The 23,600-nt window shown below is 71.5% G+C and carries 21 protein-coding genes and 1 tRNA gene; 10 read left to right on the top strand and 12 right to left on the bottom strand.

Translation table 11 applies throughout. The annotated features are described in order from the left end of the window. Positions 1-6 precede the first annotated feature (6 nt). Entirely contained in the window at positions 7-1,290 is a 1,284-nt protein-coding gene (locus ACPYN5_RS04645; protein ID WP_424447817.1) for a DUF58 domain-containing protein, read from the top strand. A gap of 34 nt (positions 1,291-1,324) precedes the next feature. Beyond that, positions 1,325-3,598 (top strand): transglutaminase TgpA family protein, encoded by a 2,274-nt coding sequence (locus ACPYN5_RS04640; protein ID WP_424447816.1) that lies wholly within the window; start codon positions 1,325-1,327, stop codon positions 3,596-3,598. 119 nt (positions 3,599-3,717) lie between these two features. Here the strand turns inward: ACPYN5_RS04640 and ACPYN5_RS04635 are convergent, their stop codons facing one another. After that, positions 3,718-5,112, bottom strand: coding sequence for a dicarboxylate/amino acid:cation symporter (locus ACPYN5_RS04635; RefSeq protein WP_424447815.1), 1,395 nt, complete (start codon positions 5,110-5,112; stop codon positions 3,718-3,720). Between the two features lie 200 nt (positions 5,113-5,312). Between ACPYN5_RS04635 and ACPYN5_RS04630 the strand changes: the two genes are divergently transcribed. Continuing rightward, positions 5,313-5,921 carry an HD domain-containing protein gene (locus tag ACPYN5_RS04630; RefSeq protein ID WP_424447814.1) on the top strand — a complete coding sequence of 203 codons (609 nt, stop codon included), beginning with the start codon at positions 5,313-5,315 and terminating at the stop codon, positions 5,919-5,921. 38 nt (positions 5,922-5,959) lie between these two features. Here the strand turns inward: ACPYN5_RS04630 and ACPYN5_RS04625 are convergent. Then, a tRNA-Ser gene (locus ACPYN5_RS04625) sits at positions 5,960-6,051 on the bottom strand. Positions 6,052-6,124: 73 nt separating this feature from the next. On the opposite strand from ACPYN5_RS04625, the gene ACPYN5_RS04620 reads away from it, so the two are divergent. The 3 genes from ACPYN5_RS04620 to ACPYN5_RS04610 are packed head-to-tail and all read left to right on the top strand — an operon-like array spanning position 6,125 to position 8,698. Further along, entirely contained in the window at positions 6,125-7,165 is a 1,041-nt protein-coding gene (locus tag ACPYN5_RS04620) for a lactonase family protein (RefSeq protein WP_424447813.1), read from the top strand. 51 nt (positions 7,166-7,216) lie between these two features. Beyond that, positions 7,217-7,993: a siderophore-interacting protein gene (locus ACPYN5_RS04615; protein ID WP_424447812.1), complete on the top strand. Its 777-nt coding sequence runs from the start codon at positions 7,217-7,219 to the stop codon at positions 7,991-7,993. Between the two features lie 36 nt (positions 7,994-8,029). Beyond that, on the top strand, positions 8,030-8,698 hold the full coding sequence (locus ACPYN5_RS04610) for an NADPH-dependent F420 reductase (RefSeq protein ID WP_424447811.1): 669 nt from the start codon (positions 8,030-8,032) through the stop codon (positions 8,696-8,698). Between the two features lie 40 nt (positions 8,699-8,738). On the opposite strand, the gene ACPYN5_RS04605 is transcribed toward ACPYN5_RS04610, so the two are convergent. Next, complete coding sequence (locus ACPYN5_RS04605) at positions 8,739-9,236, bottom strand: DUF427 domain-containing protein (protein WP_424447810.1); 498 nt, start codon at positions 9,234-9,236, stop codon at positions 8,739-8,741. A 10-nt stretch (positions 9,237-9,246) separates the two neighbouring features. Continuing rightward, positions 9,247-9,651, bottom strand: coding sequence for a DUF3054 domain-containing protein (locus ACPYN5_RS04600; RefSeq protein WP_424447809.1), 405 nt, complete (start codon positions 9,649-9,651; stop codon positions 9,247-9,249). 112 nt (positions 9,652-9,763) lie between these two features. Between ACPYN5_RS04600 and ACPYN5_RS04595 the strand changes: the two genes are divergently transcribed. Then, on the top strand, positions 9,764-11,479 hold the full coding sequence (locus tag ACPYN5_RS04595) for an AMP-binding protein (protein ID WP_424447808.1): 1,716 nt from the start codon (positions 9,764-9,766) through the stop codon (positions 11,477-11,479). Between the two features lie 105 nt (positions 11,480-11,584). After that, a complete protein-coding gene (locus tag ACPYN5_RS04590) occupies positions 11,585-13,348 on the top strand; it encodes a pyruvate dehydrogenase (protein ID WP_424447807.1) in 1,764 nt (587 codons plus the stop codon). A 196-nt stretch (positions 13,349-13,544) separates the two neighbouring features. Here ACPYN5_RS04590 and ACPYN5_RS04585 read toward each other — a convergent pair whose 3' ends face one another. From ACPYN5_RS04585 to ACPYN5_RS04575, 3 genes are read right to left on the bottom strand one after another with little or no spacing between them, the layout of a single operon-like run. Next, complete coding sequence (locus tag ACPYN5_RS04585) at positions 13,545-14,099, bottom strand: NYN domain-containing protein (protein ID WP_424447806.1); 555 nt, start codon at positions 14,097-14,099, stop codon at positions 13,545-13,547. A gap of 47 nt (positions 14,100-14,146) precedes the next feature. After that, on the bottom strand, positions 14,147-15,325 hold the full coding sequence (locus tag ACPYN5_RS04580; RefSeq protein WP_424447805.1) for a PQQ-dependent sugar dehydrogenase: 1,179 nt from the start codon (positions 15,323-15,325) through the stop codon (positions 14,147-14,149). Positions 15,326-15,334: 9 nt separating this feature from the next. After that, positions 15,335-16,735: a serine hydrolase gene (locus ACPYN5_RS04575; RefSeq protein WP_424447804.1), complete on the bottom strand. Its 1,401-nt coding sequence runs from the start codon at positions 16,733-16,735 to the stop codon at positions 15,335-15,337. A gap of 96 nt (positions 16,736-16,831) precedes the next feature. Here ACPYN5_RS04575 and ACPYN5_RS04570 point away from each other — a divergent pair, with 96 nt between their 5' ends. Next, positions 16,832-18,142: an SLC13 family permease gene (locus ACPYN5_RS04570; protein ID WP_424447803.1), complete on the top strand. Its 1,311-nt coding sequence runs from the start codon at positions 16,832-16,834 to the stop codon at positions 18,140-18,142. Between the two features lie 16 nt (positions 18,143-18,158). On the opposite strand, the gene ACPYN5_RS04565 is transcribed toward ACPYN5_RS04570, so the two are convergent. The 4 genes from ACPYN5_RS04565 to ACPYN5_RS04550 all read right to left on the bottom strand — a co-directional run bounded on the left by ACPYN5_RS04565 (position 18,159) and on the right by ACPYN5_RS04550 (position 21,686). Beyond that, complete coding sequence (locus tag ACPYN5_RS04565; RefSeq protein ID WP_424447802.1) at positions 18,159-18,875, bottom strand: NUDIX hydrolase; 717 nt, start codon at positions 18,873-18,875, stop codon at positions 18,159-18,161. 20 nt (positions 18,876-18,895) lie between these two features. Next, positions 18,896-20,638: an ABC1 kinase family protein gene (locus ACPYN5_RS04560; RefSeq protein ID WP_424447801.1), complete on the bottom strand. Its 1,743-nt coding sequence runs from the start codon at positions 20,636-20,638 to the stop codon at positions 18,896-18,898. A gap of 5 nt (positions 20,639-20,643) precedes the next feature. Beyond that, positions 20,644-21,228, bottom strand: a complete 585-nt coding sequence (locus ACPYN5_RS04555) for a PadR family transcriptional regulator (RefSeq protein ID WP_424447800.1) — start codon at positions 21,226-21,228, stop codon at positions 20,644-20,646. Between the two features lie 83 nt (positions 21,229-21,311). Beyond that, positions 21,312-21,686, bottom strand: coding sequence for a winged helix-turn-helix transcriptional regulator (locus ACPYN5_RS04550; protein ID WP_424447799.1), 375 nt, complete (start codon positions 21,684-21,686; stop codon positions 21,312-21,314). 96 nt (positions 21,687-21,782) lie between these two features. On the opposite strand from ACPYN5_RS04550, the gene ACPYN5_RS04545 reads away from it, so the two are divergent. Further along, complete coding sequence (locus ACPYN5_RS04545; protein ID WP_424447798.1) at positions 21,783-22,640, top strand: SDR family oxidoreductase; 858 nt, start codon at positions 21,783-21,785, stop codon at positions 22,638-22,640. Positions 22,641-22,712: 72 nt separating this feature from the next. On the opposite strand, the gene ACPYN5_RS04540 is transcribed toward ACPYN5_RS04545, so the two are convergent. Next, positions 22,713-23,492, bottom strand: coding sequence for an isocitrate lyase/PEP mutase family protein (locus ACPYN5_RS04540; protein WP_424447797.1), 780 nt, complete (start codon positions 23,490-23,492; stop codon positions 22,713-22,715). Positions 23,493-23,600 lie beyond the last annotated feature (108 nt).

Below are 23,600 nucleotides of genomic sequence, written 5' to 3'. Positions count from 1 at the left end.
CGGCCCATGACGTCCTCCCCCGCCCCCGCCGCGCGTCGGCGCCTGCAGCTGCGGGACGTGCTCGCCGCCGCCTGGCCGTTCACCGCGCGGGGCACCGGCGCCGTCATCCTCGGGATGGCCGGGATCGTGTGCGCTCACGCGTTCGGCGTCGTGGAGCTGATGTACATCGGGGTGCTGCTGCTCGCGATCGTCGCGCTCGCGTGGGTGTCGCTGTGGTTCGTGCACCGCTACGGGGAGGTCTCGCGCTCGTTCGCCCCCGACGTCGCCGCCGTCGGACAGGAGAGCGTCGTCACTGTTCACGCGACGGCCCGCGGTGGTCTCTCGGGATCGATCGCGCGATGGTCGGACGCCCTCCCGGAGGGCATCGACGGAGATGCCGCCGGGGTCATGCCCGGGGTTGCGGCGCTCGATCGCGTGCGGCTGACGTACCGCATCCGTGCGGTCCGGCGGGGCGTTCGCGAGGTCGGCCCGTTCTCGATCATCGTCACCGATCCGTTCGGGTTCACCCGGCGGCGTGTGCGCGTCGGCGCCACCGAGGCGGTGACCGTCACACCGGCGGTGGTGGCCCTTCCTCCGTTGACCGAGTATCCGGGCGAAGCCGGCGGAAGCCTGCACACCGCGACCCACCAGCTCGGGGAAGGCGCCGACAACCTCATCCCGCGCGCGTACTCGCCGGGCGACTCGATGCGCCGCATCAACTGGCGGGCGAGCGCCCACCACGATGAGCTGATGGTTCGCCAGGAGGAGCAGGAGTCGACCCCGGAAGCCACCGTCGTGCTCGACCGCGCGACCCGGCGCTGGTCGGCCGCTGCATCCGCCACCGGCGACGACCCGACGTTCGAGGCAGCCGTGACCGCCGCGATCTCCGCCGCCGCACGCCTCGCCCGTGAGGGCTACGACGTCACGGTCATCGACGCCGAGGGACACGACATCGGCTCGCCGGTGGCGGCCGGCGACACCGCCGCGGTCGAGCAGCTGTCGCTCGATCTCGCAACCGTGGTCAGCGGCGCGGACGACCGGCTGGCCGCCCTTCCCCGGTTGTTCGCCGGCACCGTCGCCGGTCCGCTGGTCGTCATCACCGCCCGGCTGAGCACGGCGGATGCCGACGTGCTCGGTCCCCTCGTCGCCCACAGCGCGCTGCCGGTGCTGCTGGCGGCCGACTCGGCCGACGACGTCCTGGCCCGTGCCGGGGCGGCCGGGTGGCGCGCCGCCGCCCTCACCGCCGACGGCGACCTCGCCGAGACGTGGCGGGCCGCGACCGAACGGGGGCCCGCTCGTGCCGCGTCGTGATGCACCGCGCCCGTGGCGTCCCCGCGCGACGGGCTTGCCGTCACGCGCGGAGCTCAGCCGCAGCGGCGACGTGCGGCTCGCGGCCGTGCTCCTCCTCTCGATCGTGGCGGCGATCCTCCCGCTGCTGCGCGTCGTGGCCGCCGGAGCCTGGCTCGTCACCGCCGTCGCCGTGGCGGTGGTGGTACTGGCGGTCGGCGCCGGGCTCCGCAGGCTGCGCGCTCCTGCCGTCGTGGTCACCCTCGCCGAAGCGCTCGTCGGCTGCGCGATCATCACGGCCGTGTACTTCGGCGACACCGCGCTGCTTCTGGTCATCCCCACGCCCGGCACCTTCGCCGAGATCCCCTCGCTCATCGCCGGCGCGAGCGACCAGATCATCACCGGGGTCGCGCCGCTCGACGCTGAGCGCCCGCTGTCGGTGATCGCGGTCGCGGCGGTCGCCGCCCTCACGGTGCTCCTCGACCACACCGTGATCACCGCGCGGATGCCGCTGCTCGCCGGCATCGCACTGGTCGCGGTCTGGCTCATTCCCGCCCTGTCGGTGCCCTCCGCCGTCGACCTCATCGCGTTCGTCGTGTTCGCCGCGGTCCTGCTGCTCCTGATCCGGGCCGAGACGCGATCCCGCGAGCGGGCGCTGGCACGCGCCGTCGCCGGGCCTGCGGCCGGACGACGCCCGCCCGTCACGACCGCGGCGCGGCTGCCGCGATCGGGCGCGGCTCTGGCAGCGGGCCTGGCCGTCGCGGCGATCGTCATCACCGTCGTCGTGGTGCCCGAGCTGCCGCGACCCGCCCCGCGGGTGGGGGTCGGCACGGGGCCGGCCACGACGATCAACGCGAGCCTCGAGCTCGGCGACGATCTGCGCCGTCCCACCGAGGTCGAGGTGCTGACGACACGCACGAACGCGCCGAGCATGCCGTATCTGCGTGCGGCCACCCTGTCGAGCTTCGACGGACGGGTGTGGGAGCCCGACCGCGACGAGACGATCCCGCTCACCCCCGAGGCGCTCGGGCCGGTCGTCGCCGACCCCGACGTGCGCGTGACCGAGTATCAGACCACCGTGAGCATCACCCAGCTGTCGTCGGCGTGGCTTCCGATCCCCGGCCCGGCGGTCCGCGTCGACGATCTCTCCGGCGGCTGGGACGCCATGCCCGGCAACCGCACGGTCGTCGCGTCGGACTCCGACACGCAAGGACAGGAGTACGTCACGACGACCCACGTCGTGCGCCCCACCCTCGAGCAGATCCAGGCCGCCGGCACCACCGCTGAAGGCCTGCCCGAGACGGTCATCCAGCTGCCGGCGGACATGCCCGCCTCGATCGAGGCGACCGCGCGGGAGGTGACGGCGGGCGCCATCACCGACTACGACCGGCTCGCTGAGTTGCAGCAGTGGTTCCGCAGCGCGGAATTCACGTACTCGCTCGACGCTCCGGTGTCCGACGGGTTCGACGGGTCGGGGGTCGACGCGATCGCCGACTTCCTCGAGGTCCGCAGCGGCTACTGCGTGCACTTCGCCTCCGCGTTCGCGGTCATGGCGCGGACCCTCGACATGCCCTCCCGCATCGTGGTCGGCTACCTGCCCGGCACCCCGACCGGCCGGGCCGTCGACGGCGAGAGCGTCGCGACCGTGCTCAGCTCGCAGTTGCACGCGTGGCCCGAGGTCTACTTCGCGGGCATCGGCTGGATTCCGTTCGAGCCGACGAACAGCCTCGGGGCTCCCCCCACCTTCGCGCGCTCGGCACAGCCGTTGCCCGACGACGGCGGCCAGGACGTCCCGCCCGCGCCGGTGCCCGAGCAGACCGCATCCGCTGCCCCCGAGGCCGGGCAGACCCCGACGCCGAGCACCTCCGCCCCGGGCGGCGCGGCCGCCGGGGGCTCGCCCGCGGAGATCGCGCTGCCCTACGTCGGTGTCGTTCTCGGCTTCGCGGCACTCGTGCTGCTGCCGGCTCTCGCCGGAGCGGTGCGGCGCCGCTGGCAGACGGCGGCGGCCGAACGCGGCGATGTCCTCTCGGCCTGGCGGATCGTCCGTGAGAGCGCGCGCGATATCGGCATCCGCGTCGACGACGCCGATAGCCCCCGCGCCCTCGGCATCCGGCTCGCGGCCGTGCCCACCGTCCCCACCGGCCGGATCGAGGCTCTCGTCGCCGCCGTCGAGCGGACGAGCTACGCCGCGCCCGACGGCGCGCGCGATACGGCCGCGGGCGGCGACGCGGCATCCGATGCCCTCGCCGTCCGCCGCGGGCTGCTCGCGTCGGTCTCGACGCCGCGCCGCATCGGGGCCGTCCTGCTCCCCCGCGCCCTCGTCCGCGCCTGACCCGCCCCGCCCGCGCCGGGCACGCCGCGCACGGCAATGGGGCGCACTTCCCGACGTCGAGCGCAGAAGAAGCTGCGCAGGATGCCGCGAAGTGCGCCCCATTCAGGCGAGCGCCAGGGTCACGCCCGGGCGGGGGCCTCCAGCTCGTCGGCGCTGTCGTCGGCGAACGGGTCGCCCGAGCGCTCGGCGTCGTAGAGCTCGCGGTCGAGGATGCCTTCGCGCTTGGCGACGATCGTCGGCACGAGTGCCTGGCCGGCGACGTTCACGGCGGTGCGGCCCATGTCGAGGATCGGGTCGATCGCCAGCAGCAGTCCGACGCCCTCGAGGGGAAGCCCGAGCGTCGAGAGGGTCAGCGTCAGCATGACCGTCGCGCCGGTCGTGCCCGCGGTCGCGGCCGATCCCACGACCGAGACCACGACGATGAGCAGGTACTGCACGAACGACAGCTCGAGGCCGAAGAACTGCGCGACGAAGATCGCGGCGATCGCGGGGTAGATCGCCGCGCAGCCATCCATCTTGGTCGTCGCTCCGAAGGGCACGGCGAACGAGGCGTACTCGCGCGGAACGCCGAGATTGCGCTCGGTGACGCGCTGCGTGAGCGGCAGGGTCCCGATCGACGAACGCGACACGAACGCGAGCTGCACGGCGGGCCACACACCCGAGAAGTACTGCCGGATCGACAGGCCGTGCACCTTCAGCAGCACGGGATACACGACGAACAGCACGAGAGCGAGGCCGATGTAGATCGCGACGGCGAACCAGAGCAGCGTCGTCAGCTTCTCCCAGCCGTAGGTCACGACCGCCGATCCGATGAGCCCGAGGGTCCCGACGGGGGCGATGCGGATGATCCACCAGAGCACGCGCTGCACGACCTTCAGCGCCGACTCGGTGAACGACACGAAGGCCTCGGCACGCTTGCCGAGCTTGAGGGCAGCGATGCCGATCGCGACGGAGATCACGATGATCTGCAGGACGTTGTAGCCGACGCTCGAGCTCGCGGCGCCCGTGTCGGGATCGATCGAGGTCGACACCGACAGCCCGAGGAAGTTCTGCGGGATGAGCCCCGTGAGGAAGCTCCACCACGATCCGACGGTCGAGGGGGCGTCGGGGGCGAGCTCGCCCGCGTCTACGCGCGCACCGGGCTGGATGGTCACACCGAGCACGATGCCGATGGTCACGGCGAGGAGTGCCGTGATGCCGAACCACAGCAGGGTCTGGCCCGCGAGACGGGCGGCGTTCGTGACGTTCCGCAGCTGCGTGATGGAAGCGACGATCGCGAGGAAGATCAGCGGCACGACGGCCGTGCGCAGCAGCGTGACGTACCCGCTGCCGATCGTCGAGAGCGTCGCGGCGAGCCCGTTGGGGTTGCCTTCGGCGTCGTCGCCGAGCTGGCGTGCCAGCAGGCCAAGGAGGACGCCCGCGACGAGCGCGATCGTGATCTGGAAGCCGAACGACCGGTAGAAGGGCTTCTTCCGCTTCGCCGGCGCGGCGTTCTTCGAGGTGGCAGAACTCATGGTGGTGCTCCTGGGAGGGATGACGTCGCGATGGCCACCCACCGACGCTAAACCCGTTTCGAGGGGGCGAGGGCCATATGACCCTGCGTGACGGGCGATCGGCGCGGTCCACCGTCGCAATCGCGACACCCGCGCGCTGATCCCTGCCGGAGTCCTCGCCCCGTCGGGCCGGGCCCCGATCGCCGCCGCACAATGACCCCATGACGCTCGATCTCGACGACCTCCTCGCCCCGCCGACTCCCGTGGCCGCGCTCGCGCTCGAGGCGGTGAGCCGGTGGTCGTCGACCGCACTCGTGAATCACGGCATCCGGTCGTGGGCCTGGGCCCGGTTGCGTGCCGACGCGCTCGGGCTCGACCACGATCCCGAGCTGCTCTTCGTCTCGGCGATGCTGCACGATCTCGGCGTCACGCCGGCCTTCGACGCGCACGAGATGGCGTTCGAGTCGGCGGGCGGTGCTGCGGGTTGGCTGTTCGCTGCCGGCGCGGGTTGGCCGCCGCAGCGGCGCGAGCGCGTGCGGGAGGTGATCGAGCGCCACATGTGGCGAAGCGTCGACCCGCTGCTCGACGCCGAGGGGCACCTGCTCGAGGTCGCGACCAGCCTTGATGTGTCGGGAGCCGCGCCCGAGCTGTGGGACACCGGCACGCTGCGTGCCGTGACGGAGCGGCATCCTCGCCTGGAGTTCACGGCGGAGTTCGCGGGATGCATCCACGCCCAGGCGCGGCGTAAGCCCACGAGTCCCGCAGCCCGGCTCGACGCGTCGCAGCGCATCGCCGAGGGCGGGCGCGTGTGGGGCGGCATCCTGGCATGACGAAGGGCGCCACCCCTCAGGAGTGGCGCCCTTCGTTCTGGCGGAAGTGACAGGATTTGAACCTGCGAGGCGAGTTACCCCGCCTACATGGATTCCAGCCATGCTCCTTAGGCCGCTCGGACACACTTCCGTCGTCGAGTTTATCAGTCCCGGGCGCGCACTCCCGCCGACCGGGTCCGGGGCGACGCGGCTAGGCTCGGGGGGTGACTGATTCCTCTCTCGTCCTGGTCGCCAACGCGGGTGACAGCAGCATCAGCGTCTTCCGTCTGGCGGGCGATGCGCTCGAACGGCTCTTCGTCGCGGAGGGCCTCACCGGAACCGGCACGTTCGCCATCGATGCGCAGCGCGACCTCGTGTACGCCGGCGTCAAGGGCGCTGCGAAGGACGAGCCCGCGGCGGTCGTCACGCTCGCCCTCGACCGCGCCTCCGGGGAGCTCACCCCGCGATCGCGCTTCGAACTGCCGGACGGTTCGGTCAGCTACATCGCCCTCACCCGCGACGGCACGGCGCTGCTGGCCGCCTCCTACGGCGGCGACTACGGGATCGTCGCGCCGATCGCGGACGGCACCGTAGGCGAGCCGACGGGACGCGTGGAGTTCGCCAAGCTCCACTCGGTGCTGCCCTCGTCCGACGGCCGCTTCGTCTACTTCGTCTCGCTCGGCGACGACCTCGTCGCCCAGTACAGGCTCGACGACGATCTGTCGCTGACTCCGATCGGGTCGGGCACGGCTGCTGCCCCCGCCGGCAGCGGTCCCCGCCACCTCGTGCTCAACCGCGCCGAGGACGCCGTGTACGTGATGACCGAGTACTCCGGCGAGATCCTCCACTACGCCCGGGATCGGGACACCGGGGCCCTCGAGCTGCGCTCGCGCGCCGCCGCCGTCGACCCGGCGGCCGGACTCGTGCCCGGCAGGATTGGAGGCGACCCCGTCGCCGATCACGCCGTCTGGGGCGCCGACATCCACCTCGGCGCCGACGAGCGGTTCGTCTGGGTGTCGGAGCGCTCGACCAGTACGCTCGCGGCGGCGCCCGTGGCCGAGGACGGCACCGTCCAGGACCCCGCCTCGTTCATCCCCACGGAGCCGCAGCCGCGCGGTTTCGCGATCTCGCCCGCCGGCGACCGCCTGATCGCCGCGGGCGAGAAGTCGCGCACGGTGTCGCTCTACGCCGTCGACGGTGCCGAGCTGACACTGCTGGAGCAGACCGAGACCGGCGCCGCCGCGAACTGGGTGCGTTTCGCCTGATCCCGGGAGGCGCGTCGGGCCCGCCCGATCGTGCCGAGGTACCGTGGTGAGGTGGCCCTTTCCTCGCGCACCGCTCCCCGAACTCCCCGTCCGAGCATCGAGCTCGAGGTCGTCGCGACCGAACGCCTGTCGGCGCATCTCGTTCGCGTGACGCTCGGGGGTGAGGGGTTCGCCGCGTTCGAGAACCGGCCCGAGACCGACAAGTACGTCAAGCTGAAGTTCACGACGCCTGCGCCCGAGTCCGCTCCCGTGACGCGGACGTACACCGTGCGCGGCGTGGATGCCGTCGCCGGCACGCTCTCGATCGACTTCGTCGTCCACGGCGACGAAGGCCTCGCCGGCCCCTGGGCGGCGCGTGCTCAGGTCGGCGACCGCATCGAGCTGATGGGTCCGGGCGGTGGCTACCTGCCGGATGCCGCAGCCGACTGGCACCTCCTCGTGGGCGACCTCGCCGCCTTTCCCGCGATCGCGGCGAGCCTCGAGTCCCTTCCCGCCGAGGCGATCGGTCACGTCTTCGTCGAGGTCGAATCCGACGACGCCATCCTGCCGCTCGAGGCCCCGGCCGGCGTCGAGGTCGAATGGATCGTCGATCCGACCCATGATGCCGAGGCCCTCGCCGCCGTCGTGCGCCAGTTCGACTGGCACGCCGGCGACGTACAGGTCTTCGCCCACGGCGAGCGCGAATCGATGAAGGCGCTGCGACGCGTGCTGTTCGACGAGCGCGAGCTCGAGCGCAGCCGTGTCTCGCTGTCGGGCTACTGGGCGCGCGGCCGCAACGAAGACCGCTTCCAGGCGGAGAAGCGCGAGCCCATCGGTCAGATCCTCTGACGGCCCCGCCCCGGCGCGGCGTGGCCGCGGTCGGGAATGCCGCGGACGCCCCCGTTGGTTGATCCCCGCATGACCACAGTGGGAATCATCGGAGCAGGACACATCGGAAGCGCCCTCGCGGAAGGGCTGGTCGCGCGCGGCTACGACGTCGTGATCGCCAACTCGCGCGGACCGCAGACGCTCGGCGACCTCGTCGCGCGTCTCGGCGAGCGCGCGCGGGCGGCGACCGCGCAGGAGGCGGCGGAGGCCGCGGACTGGGCGATCGTGACGGTGCCGCTCAAGGCGCTGGAAGACGTCCCCGCCGCACCTCTCGCGGGGAAGATCGTGCTCGACACGAACAACTACTACTGGGAGCGCGACGGTCGCATCGCCGAGCTCGACGAGAAGCGCACGACGACCGCCGAGATGGCGCAGCGCCACCTCGCGGACGCGAAGGTCGTCAAGGCGTTCAACCACATCCCCGCCGCCGACATCAACACCGACGGCTCCCCTGCCGGCACGCCCGACCGCCGGGCGCTCGCGACCGCGAGCGACCACCCCGAGGCCGTCGCCCACGTCACCGCGCTCTACGACGAGTTCGGCTTCGACACGGTCGACATCGGCTCGCTCGCCGAGAGCTGGCGCGTCGAGCGCGACCGGCCCGCCTACGGGGTGCGGCAGAACGCCGACGAGCTGCGCGCCAACCTCGCCCGCGCCGAGCGCTGACGCGAGTTCCGAACCACCCTCGCGGGTCCGTTCTCGACGGTCACCACCCCATCGAACCGGGGATGCCTTTGAACGGGCCCGCGAGGTTCGACGTCACCCACCCGCCGTAGAAGCCACCCGGCTGCGGCACGACGACCTCGCCCGCGACGGTGCACCGGTCCATCCCGCCCGCGTATACGGCGACCCGGCCCACGAGCTCCTCGGACCCGGCTGAGGGGTTCGGGTAGCCCCACGCCGCCCGCTCGCGGACCGCGGTGCCGCGGACCACGTCGAAGTACTCGGCTGCGCCCTTGAACTCGCAGAACGACGTGCCCGACGCGGGCACCAGCGAGCCCGGCACGAACGCGGCCGCCGGCAGGTAGTACACGGGCGGATGGCTCGTCTCGAGCACGCGGACGACATCGTCGGTGTCGACGATGGTGACGGCCGCGAAGTCGATCGTCACCCGCACGTCGACGCGTTCGATGCGCGGCGGGCGCGGATAGTCCCAGACGGATTCCTGTCCAGGGCCGACGGGGTCGGGAGTGGGGCGGCGCATGCCCGACAGGTTACGCGCGCGGGGCGGCATCCCGGCTGTGAGAACGCTCGCCGCTGCGCGACCGGAGCGCGCGGACCCCGAGCGCCACGAGGCGCCATCCGACCAGCAGCGCGAGCAGTGTCAGGGTCGCGACGATGATGAACGGCAGCGCCGTGCCCTGACCGGACACGGCGCGCAGCAGCATCCCCCCGACGACCGTCGCTCCCCACACGACCAATCCGGTCGGCAGCGCGGCGGTCGGAGCGCGCCATCCCCGCACGACCGCCCAGCCGACGACGAGGCCCGCGAGGAACGGCCACGAGGTCTGCCACAGACCGGTGAGCACGTGCGAATCGTGACTCGCGCGCCCCGTCGCCGCGAAGGCCACGACGAGGACGGCATCGAGCAGCAGCGCGAGGATCGTCGAGCGGTTCATGCATCCATCCTCCCCCGCGTCGTCACCATGCGCCGGCCCGCGCCCGCTCGTTCTTAGACTCGGAAGGGCATCCCGCGCACCCGCGCCGGATGAGAGAACAGATCCGAGGCTCATGTCTTCTCCCGATGCGACCACGCCGACCGCTGCATTCCGCGCCGCACGCGACTTCCTGCTCGAGAACGCCCACGCCCCCGAGCGAGCGCACGCCGGCTTCGCCTGGCCCGACGTCGGCGAGACCTTCAACTGGGCCGTGGACTGGTTCGACGCGATCGCCCAGGGCAACGATCGCGTCGCACTGCACGTCGTCGACGAGGACGGCACCGAGACCCGCGTCACCTACGACGAGATGCGCCGTCGTTCGAACCGCGTCGCCAACTGGCTCACGGGCCTCGGCATCGGGCGCGGCGACGCCGTCATGCTCATGCTCGGCAACCGGGTCGAGCTGTGGGAGGCCATGCTGGCGATCCTCAAGATCGGAGCGGTGATCCTGCCGACGTCGGTCGTGATGGGTACGGACGACCTCATCGAACGAGTCGAACGCGCCGACATCCGCGCCGTCTTGGCCGACCCCGCCGATGCCGTCAAGTTCGATGCGATCAGCGGCGCCTTCGAGCGCATCGTCGTCGGGGGCGACCGGTCCGGCTGGCACTCGTTCGCACACTCCGGCGACGCCGACGACTCCGCCCCCGGCGTGGTCGTGGCCTCGGACGACGCGGCGATCGTCTACTTCACCTCCGGAACGACGTCGCGTCCGAAGATGGTCGTGCACACGCACGTGAGCTACCCCGTGGGTCACCTCTCGACGACCTACTGGATCGGCGTGCGTCCGGGCGATGTCCACATGACCATCAGCGCGCCCGGCTGGGGCAAGCACGCCTGGAGCCTCTTCTTCGCGCCGTGGATCGCCGAGGCCACCATCTTCGTCTACAACTACGCACGCTTCGACGCTGCCCGGCTCGTCGAGCAGCTCGACCGCAACGGGGTGAACTCCTTCTGCGCGCCTCCGACCGTCTGGCGCATGCTCATCCAGGCCGATCTCGAGAAGCGGCCGCGGGCGCTGCGCGAACTGCTCTCGGCCGGCGAGCCCCTCAACCCCGAGGTGATCGACACGATCCAGCGCTGGTGGGGACTGCAGATCCGCGACGGCTACGGACAGACCGAGCTCACAGCCGTCGTCGGCAACACCCCGGGTGTCGCGGTGAAGCCCGGCGCCATGGGGCGCCCGCTTCCGGGCAACGACATCGTGCTCATCGATCCGCTCACCGGCCGGATCGGCGACGAGGGCGAGATCTGCCTTCCCACCTCGCCGCGGCGCCCGCTCAATCTCATGCCCGGATACCTCGGCGAGCCCGAGCGCACGGCGAAGGTCGACCACGACGGCTACTACCACACGAGCGATGTGGCGGTCCGTGATGCCCAGGGCCAGCTGACGTTCGTCGGTCGCACCGACGACGTCTTCAAAGCCAGCGACTACAGAGTCTCGCCCTTCGAGGTGGAATCGATCCTGCTGACCCACCCCGCCGTCGTCGAGGCGGGTGTCGTCGGAGCCCCGGATGCCGTGCGCCTCAACATCGTGAAGGCGTACGTGTCGTTGGCGTCCGCCTGGGAGGCCACGCCCGAGACCGCTCGCGCCATCCTCGCCCACGCCCGCGAGCACATGCCGCCCTACATGCGGGTGCGGCGGATCGAGTTCGCCGAGCTGCCGAAGACGATCTCGGGGAAGATCCGCCGGGTCGAGTTGCGCGAACGCGAAGTGGCCGCCGCGGATGCCGCCGAGCGCATCACGACCGAATGGCGCGAGTCGGACTTCCCCGACCTGAAGGGCTGACCGGTCAGCCCTCGGGCTCGCGCTCGACCTCGCGCAACCCCTGGCACACGCACCGGCACGGGAGAAGACTGGGGCCATCCCCGTTCCCCAGCCGAAGGAGCTGCCGTGCCGCAGAACGTCGCCGAACAGGTCGTCGCCCAGTTGATCGATGCGGGGGTGAAGCGGATCTACGGCATCGTCGGAGACTCGCTCAACCCCATCGTCGACGCGGTGCGACGAACCGGAGGCGCCGCGGAGGGCGGAATCGACTGGATCCACGTCCGCCACGAGGAAGCGGCAGCCTTCGCAGCGGCCGCCGACGCCGAGCTCACCGGCGAGCTCGCCGTCTGCGCGGGAAGCTGTGGACCGGGCAACCTTCACCTGATCAACGGCCTCTTCGACGCGCAGCGCTCGGGCGTGCCGGTGCTCGCGATCGCCAGCCACATCCCGAGCCTGCAGATCGGCTCCGACTACTTCCAGGAGACGCATCCCGAGCGGCTGTTCACGGAGTGCAGCGACTACTGCGAGATGATCCTGACGTCCGAGCAGTCGCCGCGCGTGGTGAATTCCGCCATCCGCCACGCTACGGCCGGGTCATCGGTTTCGGTGATCGTGCTCCCGGGCGATCTCGCCGAGCACCGGTCGACGGGGCGGTTCCCGCCCTTCGTCGCCGCCCGCCCCGGTCGCGTCGCGCCCGACGAGCGCAGCGTCACCGCGCTCGCGGAGGCCATAGATCGCGCGGAGAAGGTCGCGATCTTCGCGGGCGAGGGTGTGCGCGATGCGCGGGAGGAGGTCATCGCGTTCGCCGAGCACCTGCAGGCCCCCATGGGCCACTCGCTGCGCGGCAAGCAGTGGATCCAGTACGACAACCGGTTCGACGTCGGCATGTCGGGACTCCTCGGCTACGGCGCGATCGACCATGCGATGCACGAGGTCGACCTGCTGCTGATGGTGGGCACCGATTTCCCCTACGACCAATTCCTGCCCGACGGCGCGAAGACGGTCATCGCGCAGATCGACGTCGACGCGCGGCGCCTCGGGCGTCGGGCGGGCGTGACGCATCCCATCCACGGCGATGTCGGTCTCACCCTCGCGGCGTTGCGCGCCCAGACCGCCGCGAAGACCGACGACGCCTTCCTCGAGCACACGCTGAAGCGCTACCGGAAGGCGATGGAGGACTCGGTCGCGGCCTACACCGACTCGGATGCGCAGCCGATCCACCCAGAGCGCGCCATGTCGGTGATCGACCGCATCGCGGCATCCGACGCCGTCTTCACCGCCGACACCGGCATGGGCAACGTCTGGCAAGCGCGGTACGTCACCCCCGGCCCCGAGCGGCGCCTGTTGGCGTCGTGGCGACACGGCTCGATGGCCAACGCCCTCCCCCACGCCTTCGGTGCGCAGCTGGCGTATCCCGAACGCCAGGTGATCGCGATCGCGGGCGACGGCGGACTCTCAATGCTCCTCGGCGAACTGATCACGGTCGCCGCCTACGACCTCCCGCTGAACGTCTTCGTGTTCAACAACTCCACACTCGGAATGGTCAAGGCGGAGATGCTCGTCGCCGGATTCCCCGACTTCGGGGTCGATGTGCCGATGGTCGACTTCGCGGGCGTCGCACGGGCGCTGGGATACCACGCGCAGCGCGTCACCGATCCCGCCGACCTCGAGGTAGCCGTTTCTGCGGCCCTCGCACACCGCGGGCCGTCACTCGTCGACATCGTCACCGACCCCGACGCCCTGTCGATGCCGGCGTCGATCACGGCCGATCAGGTCGCGGGCTTCGGGATGTCGATGGCGAAGATGGTGCTCGGCGCGAAGGACTCGGGCGGCATCGGCGCGGTGCTCGAGACGGCGAAGTCGAACATCAAGCACATCCGCAGCCTCTGAGCCGCGGTGGGCCGGGGCCCGGCCCGCACCCGGCGATACATTCGTCGGACGTGTGGGGCCGGTGTCGTCTCGGCGGCCGGTCGACGCGACACCGGCCCCTCTGGTCCGACGGGTGTATCGCCCAAACGAGGTCGGACGGCAGCGGGAAGCGCGTGGGTGCAGCGTTGGACGAACCGACCCGGCCCGCCGTCGCCGGTCAGGCGAGGAACTCCCACGGGTCGAACGACTCGATGGGGATGACGCGCACGCGCGGCAGCGGCGCGTCGAAGGCGTGCGCGTCGTACTCGAGGTCGAAGAACTCCACGCCCGGGAGCGCGGTGAGCTCGCTGCTGCGGAACTCCGCGAACGCCAGCACGCCGACGCGACGGTCGGGTCCGGTGAGTGCCGCGACCTCGCCGACGAAGTCACGGTCGTGACTGACGAGCACGACGTCGTCGGAGCGTTCCTTCAGCGCCGCGAGCGTGCGCTGGATCGCGATGTCGACGACCTTCTCGTCGGCGTCGCCGGACAAGGGCACGGGCTTGTAGCCGAGGGCCAGCAGGGCCTGCACGAACGACATCGGCAGGTGGTTGCTGGCGTTGAGGAAGAACAGGCCGCGCGCGGGCTGCTGCCACTGATCGCCGACGAACTGCAGCAGTCGGTCCCACCGGGGCCGTTCGTCCGGCAGCGGGCGGCGACCGAGGATCGACTGGCCGAGGGTCGCGTCGATGTTCTCGCCGTCGACGAGCAGCCACGTCACGCGTTCGCTCATGAGGTCCCCTGTCTGCGAATGTCCTCCGTGAACGCTATCAAGCCGGCTCAGCTCCGCGGCGCCAGGGGGACCCGCATCAGCCGATCGTCGCCGGATGCGGCGTTGCCGCGCCCATCGGTGTTGTTCGTCAGAAGCCAGAGCTCGTCTCCGGCGACCACGGCGTCGCGCACGCGGCCGAGCTCACCCTGCCAGAGCGCGACCGGCTCGCCGACGAGGGCCCCGCCGTCGACGTCGACCTGCCACACCCGCTCGCCCCGCAGGCCCGCGACGAACAGCGTGCTCCCCCGGGCCGCGACACCGCTCGGGCTCGCCTCATCGGGGGTCCAGGTGATGACGGGGGCGACGAAGCGCTCGTCATCGGATGCTCCCTCCACGACCGGCCAGCCGTAATTGCCGCCCGGCTCGATGCGGTTGAGCTCGTCGAAGCGGTCCTGCCCGAATTCGCTCGCCCAGAGCGTTCCGTCCTCGGTCCACGCGAGGCCTTGGACGTTGCGGTGGCCGGTCGTGTACACCTCCGAGCCGGAGGGGTTCCCCGGCGCGGGGCCGCCGTCGGGGGTCAGTCGCAGGATCTTGCCGGCCAGAGAGGTCGGGTCCTGGGCGTTGCTGGGCTCGCCCGCATCGCCGGTCGCCACGTACAGCAGGCCGTCGGGTCCGAACGCGATGCGCCCGCCGTTGTGGATACGGTCGCGCGGGATGCCGTCGATCACGACATCCGCTTCTCCGAGTCGGCGGTCGCCCGGCTCGCCCTCGAGCGGCATGCGGACGACCCGGTTGTCGTCGGCCGTCGTCACGTACGCGTACAGCGAGGTCTGCTCGCCCTCATCCCAAACGGCGATGCCGAGAAGCCCTCCTTCGCCAGCCGCCGCCGTGAGGTCGACCTCCCCCACGACCCGCGCCGTGCCGTTCTCGTCGACTTCGAGCACGGCACCGTTGTCGCGCTGGCTCACGAGCTGCGTCCCGTCGGCGAGCACGACGACCGACCACGGCACCTCGAACTGAGTGGCGACGTCGACCGGCTCGGTGGTCGCGCGCCACCACGGGGCGGCGGCAGCCCCCGACGGCGTCGGAGCGGAGGTGGGGGTCGGTGACGACGTGGGACCGGTGGGCCGAGGCTCCGCCGTGGCGACGCAGCCCGGCAGCAGCATCGCCGAGGCGAGCAGCGCGGCGGCCGCGACTGCCGGCCGCGGTGCGCGCGGCCGGATCCGGTGACCGTTCGGGCGCTTCATCGTCCCAGGCTACGGGGCGGTCAGGATCGCCGCAGCGTCCTGCGCCCATCCGAAGGCCACCGACGGGTTCGCGACGGACGCCGCGTCGTCGGCGCGTGCGAGCACCGTGATGACCACCGGGGCAGCATCGTCGCGCTCGAGGTACCACGACCCCGCGAGCACGCCGATCGAGCTGCCGCCCTTGAAGCCGATGTACGTCCACTCCTCGCCGAACTCGACACCAGGGTTGGCCGAGAGGATGTCGCGCACCGGCGCGCCCGCCGCCGTCTGCGCTCGCTGCTGCAACGCCTCGTGAGCCGCGACGAGGTCGTCGGGTGTGGCGAACCAGTCGACGCCGTCGCGCCACCCCGGCGTCGCGGCGGCCGCCCCGGCGAGATCAGGCACCCCCGCGGGCAGCCGCTCGAGGACCGAGCGGCGGGCATCGGCATCACCGGCCGCGCCACTCCACATCGCGCGCAGATCGTCGTCACCGAAGAGCAGCCAGAACAGCTCGCGCGTTGCGGGGAAGGGCGTGTTGAGCTCCGGGTCGGAGTGCCCCATCGTCACCATCGCCGCCTCGACGGCGTCGCGTCCGACCGCGCGGATGAGCATGTCGGTCGCCGTGTTGTCGCTGATGGCGATCATCTTGTCGGCGGCCTCGCGCACGCTGACGGTCGTACCGTCGGGAAGGTCCTGCAGCTCACCGCTCGGCAGGCTGCGCACGCCGGCGTCGACCAAGAGCTCGTCGTCCCACGTCATCCGCCCGTCCGCCACCGCGTCGACGACCGCTCCGAGGACCCAGAGCTTGAAGATCGAGCCGATCGGTCCGGCGGTCTGATCACCGCCCTCGTACAGAACCTCTCCGCCGACCTCGCGCACCTGCACCCCGGCGGTGAACCCGGCTGCCTCGACCTGCTGCGTGAGCTCATCCCAGGATGCCGCGGGGGTGCGTTCGGGCTGCGGCTGGCCGAAGAACAGCATCTCGATGCGATCGTCGACGGTCACCGAGATGGACATGTCGTACGTGACCTGCGCGGACTCGAGCGTCACGCGCGCCTGGGTCTCGGCACCGTCGTACGCCACCGCCGACCAGGGAGCTGCGGCCTGCATCTGGTCGAAGACCTGCTGCAGCCCTTCGGCCGTCAGCTCCGCGAGCGCGGCCTCGTCGAAGCGCCTCGTGATCTCGTCGGTCGCCGTCTGCTCATCGCCGTTGATCTCCTCCAGCACCCAGCGAGTTTGCTCGCCCACCGGTGTCGCCGGGATCTCGACGGGGGAGGTCGTCGGCGCGGGGCTGCTCCCGGGATCCGGCTCGCCGGCGCAGGCGACGAGTGACGCCGAGGTGAGGGCGGCGACGGCCGCGGCGGCAGCGAGCCGAGCGACGCGGGTCGCGGTCGAGGAGCGGGGGGCGGGCACATCGATCGGGGAGGTCACTCCTCCACCCTGCCGGTTCGCGACGACGGCCACCTCCCCCGCAGGGATGAATCGGCGCCCCGGATCGGCCGAGACCCGGACGGTACCGTGGGACGAGTGGACCCGATCGTCGCGACCTTCTTCATCCTCGGCTCGGCCATCCTCGCCTTCCTGTCGGCGCGTGTACCGCTCGAGGTCGTCGCCGTCGGTGTCCCCCTGGCCCTCTGGGCCACCGGGGTGCTCTCGCTGCCGGAAGCCCTGGCCGGGTTCGGGGATCCGACGGTCCTGTTCATCGCGAGCCTGTTCGTCGTCGCCACCGCCCTCGAGACGAGCGGCGTGACGCGCTCGGTCGGCGGACTGATCCTCGCTCCCGCGGGGACGCGTCGCGGACGCATCCTGATCTGGGTCGGGGGCATCGTCGCGGTCTTGACGGCCCTCATCAGCATCAACGGCGCCGTGGCGGCACTCATCCCGGTCGCGGCGCTCATCGCGCGTCGATCGGGTCTGCCGCCGTCGCAGCTCATGATGCCCCTCGCCTTCGTCGCATCGGCGGCGTCGCTGCTCACGCTGACGGGCACGCCGGTGAACGTCGTGGTGTCCGAGCTCGCGGAAACCGAAGCCGGGCGTCCGTTCGGCTTCTTCGAGTTCGCCCTCGTCGGGCTGCCGCTTGCGGCGGCCACGATCGCGATCGTCGTCGTGCTCGGTCCACGGCTGCTGCCGCACTGCGGCCCCGACGCCGTGCCCGAGGCTCGCACCGAACGCGAGACGGAGACGCTGTCGCTCGTTCCCGAAGCGGTGCGCTCCGGAACGATCCGCACGCACCGCCGCTCGGGCCTGCACCGCGGAGCGCGCCGGACGCTCGTCGTCACCGCCGTGATGGTGGTCCTGCTCGCCACGGGCGCCGCTCCCCCGGCCGTCGCCGGACTCCTCGCCGCGGGCGCGCTCATCCTGATGCGCGTCGTGAAGCTTCCCGACCTCTACAACGGGATCTCGTGGACGACGCTCGTGCTCATCGCCGGGATGATCCCGCTGTCGGTGGCGTTTCTCGGCACGGGCGCGGCCGACGTCGTCGCGGACGGCCTGCTCGCCGTCGTCGGGGAGGCCGACCCACACCTCGCCCTCCTGGCGGTCTGCGTCGTCGTGATCGTGCTCGGACAGTTCATCTCCAACGTCGCCACCGTCCTCATCGTCGCGCCGGTGGCGACGTCGATCGCCGCCACGCTCGATGTCAGCCCGCTGCCGTTCCTGATGGCGCTCACCGTCGCCGGAGCATCGGCGTTCCTGACCCCGGTCTCGACGCCGGTCAACCTGATGGTGATGGCGCCGGGAGGCTATCGATTCGGGGACTACTGGCGGCTCGGCCTGCCCCTGGTCGCGCTCTTCCTGGCTGCGGCGGTGCTGTACGTCCCGCTCATCTGGCGCTTCTGATCGTCGCGACGCGCCGCTACGGTGACGGCAGCGGCAGCTCCCGGTCGGCGTCCCAGTCCTCGGTCCAGCCGAGCTCGGTGAACAGACCGTCGAGGAGCATCGCCGTGAACCCCCACACGAGGAACTCCCCCGCGTCCTGACGCACGACGAATCCTGGACCGCGCCACTCGGCACCGTCACGCCGCAGCACCGTGACCCCGCGATTGGCCGGCGCGAGAAGGTCGGCGACGGGCGCTCGGAACACGGCCGCCGACTCCGCCACGTCGACGACGCGGACCGGCGACGGCCGGCGCCACCACGCCAGCACGGGCGTCACGAGGTGACGCGAGTACTCGAGCGGGAGAGGCGGCAGCGCGCCGAGCACCTCGACTCCCGAGGTGTCGAGACCGGTCTCCTCACGCGCCTCACGGAGCGCGGCGGCCACGACGTCGGCGTCGCCGGGATCGACCCGTCCACCCGGGAGGGCGACCTGGCCCGGGTGCGAGCGCAGCGTCGCCGCGCGGGCGAGCAGCAGCACGTCGAGGTCGCGCGAGAGCGCCGCCTCGGGCGCGTGATCGCTCTCGTGCCGGTCGAGGAGCCCGAACAGCACGAGCACCGCCGCCGCCCGGGTTCCGGGTGCGGGAGGCGCGGCATCGGCTCCGAGCACGCCCGGCAGGAAGCCCGGCTCACCGGAGCGCGCCGCGAGGGCGGCGAGCTGGTCGCGCGCCGCCGTGGCCGGGGTGTCGAGGGGCATCTCCTCAGGCTACTCAGGCGTCAGTCGCGGCGGCCGAACGCGCCCGCGAACAGCACGTGCAGCAACGGCACCGCAGACAGCCCCATGAGGACCGTGCCGAAGACCTCGTCATCGGGTCGCAGGAGAACGCCGGCGACGAGCAATCCCGCGAACAGGATGCCCGAGACGGCCCGTCGCGCCAGGCGCTCCAGGCGCGACATCCGGCGTTCCAGGCGGCCGCTGTCGAAATCGAGGTTGCCGTTCTCCAGGTGGGTGATGAGACCGTCGAGACGCTGCGGGAGTCTCATGGTCACGTCGGCCATCCCCATCGCACGTCGCGCCATGTCGCGCACGAGATCGCCGCGCTGCTCGCGCAGCAGCCGGGCCGCGTACGGCTCGACGGCATCCCACAGATTGAACGCGGGATCGATCGAGGTGCAGACACCCGAGGTGAGCGAGGCCGCTCGGATGACGAGGAGGAAGTTCTCCGGCAGCTGGAACGGCAGGGCACGGGCGAGCTCGCCGAAATCGCCCGCGAAATCGCGGAACTCCCGGGGGTCGACCTGCTTCAGCTCGGCGAAGCCCATCCCCCCGAAACGGGCGAAGAGCTGCGTCATGGCGCGCTCGAGCTCGCGGAGGTCGGCCGAGGGAAGCAGAGCACCCACCTGCGACATCCCCGCCACCAGGCCGCGACCGTCGCGCGCGGCAGCGGCGACGAGCACGGTGCGCAGCGCATCGCGTGTCGACGGCGAGATCTCGCCCATCATCCCGAAGTCGATGAAGGTCAACACCCACGGCTGCCCGTCCTGGCCGCGCTGGTCCGATGGAACGGGGGTGACGAAGACGTTGCCGGGGTGAGGATCGGCATGGAAGAATCCGAACCCGAAGAACTGGTCGAACATCACCGAGGCGAACGCGCCCGCGACCTCGTGCGGGTCGATGCCGGCAGCGCGCAGACCCTCGACATCGGTCACCTTGATGGCGGTCACATCGGCCAGTGTCAGGACGCGCGACGTCGACCGCTCCCAGGCGATCTCGGGCACGGCGACGCGGGGATCATCGGCGAACTTCGCACGGAAACGCTCGGCGTTGGCCGCCTCGTGCCGGTAGTCGATCTCCTCGAGGCTCGTCACCGCGAACTCTTCGACCAGGGCCGGCATGTCGGCGCGGCGCGAGACGAGGCGGATGCGCCGCAGCCAGCGCGCGATGCGACGGAGGGCCGCCAGATCGACGTCGACGATGGTCTGGATGCCGGGGCGCTGGACCTTGACGATGACGTCGGCGAAGCCGGCATCCGCGGCCTGCTCGGCCGAGAGCCGCGCGCGATGAGCCTGCCCGAGCGAAGCCGCCGCCACCGGTACCGGGTCGAAGGTCGCGTACGCGCGGGCGAGGGGCATGCCGAGCTCCTCCTCGGCGGCCGCCCGGATCTGCTCGAACGGGACGGGCGGCACCTCGTCCTGCAACCCGGCGAGCTCGGTCGTGATCTCCGGCGGCAGGACGTCGAGCCGCGACGACATGAACTGCCCGACTTTGATCATCAGCCCGCCCAGCTCGACGGCGAGCGCGTGGAAACGACGCGCCAGGCGGCGCAGGCGCGCCGTTCTGCCGCGTTCGGCCCATCGCTCGAGGCCGAGGCGCGGCAGGACGATCTCGAACCACCAGGTCTGAACGAGCGCCCGAGCGGCGAAACGCAGGATGCGGCGATAGCGCGCACGCGTGCTCGCATCACCCGGGGCCTCGCGGCTCCCGGGTGATGCGAGACGATGCGGGTCGGCCGAAGCCACCCGGATCAGGCCTGCGCGAGCAGGGCGTACAGCTTGCGGCGTGCCTCGTCGAGGATCTCGACGGCCTGCTGAACCTGCTCGGGCGAGCCGCTGCGGCCGACCTGAGCGGCCGCCTGGGCGAGCTCGACGCCCGCCTTGGGCAGCGCGGTCACGCGGCTGTGGTCACGGCTCGTGCTCTCCCACGGCGCGGACTTCTCGGCCGACTCGCCGGCGGCGGCGCGTCCGGCCTCCGTCAACGAGTAGGTCTTCCGGCCGTTCGACTCGGCCGCGCTGACGAGACCCTCGTCGGCGAGCAGCTGGAGCGTGGGGTAGACCGACCCTGCACTGGGCTTCCAGGAGCCGCCGCTGCGCTCCTCGATCTCGTGGATGATCTGGTAGCCGTGCATCGGCTGCTCGGCGAGCAGGGCGAGAACGGCGGCGCGCACGTCGCCGCGGCCGACCCGCGTGTTGACCTTCTGCTCGAACGTGGACTTCAGCTGGTCGAAGGCCTCGAACACGTTGTTTCCGAGGTCGGAGACGTTGAAGCCGCCGCGCCCGCCGAAGATGCTGTCACGGCCGCCGAAACCGCCGGTGGGGAATGTTCCGCTCATGCTGACCTCCCGGTCGTCGATACGTTAGCGATACTCGACGATATATCGTTACGGCGTGATGCGACAGGCCTCCCGGCGCATACTCAGCCTCGGACTCGGCGCTCGACGATATCGCCGGCGTTGCTCGCGATCCACTCCATGAGCGGCATCATGCGCTCCATGAGGTCGTCGCCGCGCTCGGTCAAGGAGTACTCCACGCGCGGCGGGACCTCGGGGTAGGCGGTGCGGCTCACGATGCCGTCGGCCTCGAGGGTCCGAAGCGTCGACGCGAGCATCTTCTCGCTGATGCCCTGTACCGTCCGTCGCAGTTCGCCCCACCGGGCGGTTCCGTCGGTCAGGGCGAGCAGGACCAGCACCCCCCATTTGCTCATGACGTGGTCGAGCACCACGCGGGTCGGGCAGTTCTCGGTGAACACCTGACCTGACGCTGCCTGCAATTGCGCGAAACTCACGGACACGTGGGTACCTTACCGGAAAGTGGGTACCCTCCGCGTGGAATGCGGGACGTTGCCAGGCCGGTTTGGTTCAGCATCACCCGACCGAAAGGATCACCGATGACCATCCTCATCACCGGCGCGAGCGGACAGCTCGGCCACCTCGTCGTCGACGCCCTGCTCGCCCGCGGCGTCGCACCCGAGACCGTGGTCGCCGGCGCGCGCGACCTCACGAAGGTCGCCGACCTCGCCGCCCGCGGCGTCCGCACCGCGCGCGTCGACTACGACGACGCCGACTCGCTCACCACCGCACTGGCGGGGGTCGACAGCGTGCTGCTGATCTCGGCTTCCGAACCCGGCAAACGACTCGCCGGCCACAAGAACGTCATTGATGCCGCCGCCGCCGCGGGTGTCGCGAAGCTCGTCTACACCAGCGCGTCCCAGGCGACGTCGTTCGAGTGGCCGCTCGGCGCGGAGCACAAGGCGACCGAAGAGGCCATCGTGGCCAGTGGTGTCCCGGCCGTCGTGGTCCGCAACAACTGGTACACCGAGAACTACGTCACCGACGTGCAGCGTGCCGCAGAGAGCGGCGTCATCGCGGCCTCGACCGGCGACGGGCTGATCGCTCCCGCGTCCCGCGTGGACTTCGCGGAGGGTGCTGCGGCCGTCCTCGTCGAGGACGGGCACATCGGCCAGGTCTACGAGTTCGCCGGCGACGCCCGCATCGACTACGACGCCGTGGCCGCGGCGGCATCCGAGGTGCTGGGACGCGACGTGTCGTACGTGCGGCTCTCGACCGACGAGCACGTGGCCGCGCTGCAGGGAGTCGGACTCGACGCCGGCACCGCCCAGTTCGTCGCGAGCATCGACACCGGCATCCGCGAGGGTGTCCTCGACGTCGACGATCGCACTCTCTCGCGCCTCATCGGACGGCCGACGACCCCGTTCGTCGAGGGGCTCCGCGCCGCCCTCGCCTGAGCTCGGACGCACGCGGATGCGCACCACCCCGAGGGGGCGGTGCGCATCCGCGTGTCCGGGCTTCCGCCGCCGTCAGTTCAGGGGACGCGTGGACGGCGGGATGACGCCGTTCGCATACAGCTGCTGCGCCACATCCTGCAGGGCCGTCAGCGCCACGCGCTGCGTCGTCGGACCGTACGAGATGCGGGCGACTCCGAGGTCTTCGTACTCGGCGGCGGTAAGGGCGCCGGGCAGTCCGATGACACTGAGCTTGCGCTCCCCCAGGCCGTCGACGAGGCGGCGGGTGATGTCGGCGTCGAGGATGCCGGGCACGAAGACGAGATCGGCTCCGGCATCGAGGTATGCGCGGCCGCGCTCGATCGCGTCGGCGATCGACTCCTCGGTCGAGCGGTCGCCGGCGCGGACGAACGCGTCGGTGCGGGCGTTCAGGGCGAAGGGGACGCCCTCAGCCTCGCCCGCTCGCACGATCGCCTCGACCGCGCGGACGGAGTCGGCGATCGGCTGCAGCCGGTCCTCGACGTTGGCGCCGACGATGCCGACGCCGATGGCACGGCGGGTCGTCTCACCGGCGTCGCCGAAGCCGGCGTCGAGGTCGGCCGTCACGGGGATGTCGCCGGCGACCGAGACGATGCGCCCGACCATGTCGAGGACGAGCTCGAGCGGGATGTCGGTGCCGTCCTCGTAGCCGAACATCGCGGCGATGGAATGCCCGGCCGTCGCGATCGCACGTGTCTCGGGCAGCGCGAGGATCGCCTCGGCCGAGACGACGTCCCACACGTTCACCACCCGCAGGATCTCCGGGGCGGCGTGAAGGTCGGACAGGGTCTGGGCGCGCTCAGCGGGAGTGGTCATGCCGCTCACGTTAACCGCGGATGCAACGGGCGGCGCGCATGTTGCGAGGATCCCGCCCGCGTGGCAGGCGGCGCCGATGGGTGTCCACCCGGTGACGCGACCGGTCAT

Source organism: Microbacterium arborescens (assembly GCF_049707515.1).
Classification (GTDB): Bacteria; Actinomycetota; Actinomycetes; order Actinomycetales; family Microbacteriaceae; genus Microbacterium; species Microbacterium arborescens_B.
This window is presented reverse-complemented; position numbering and strand designations above follow the sequence as displayed.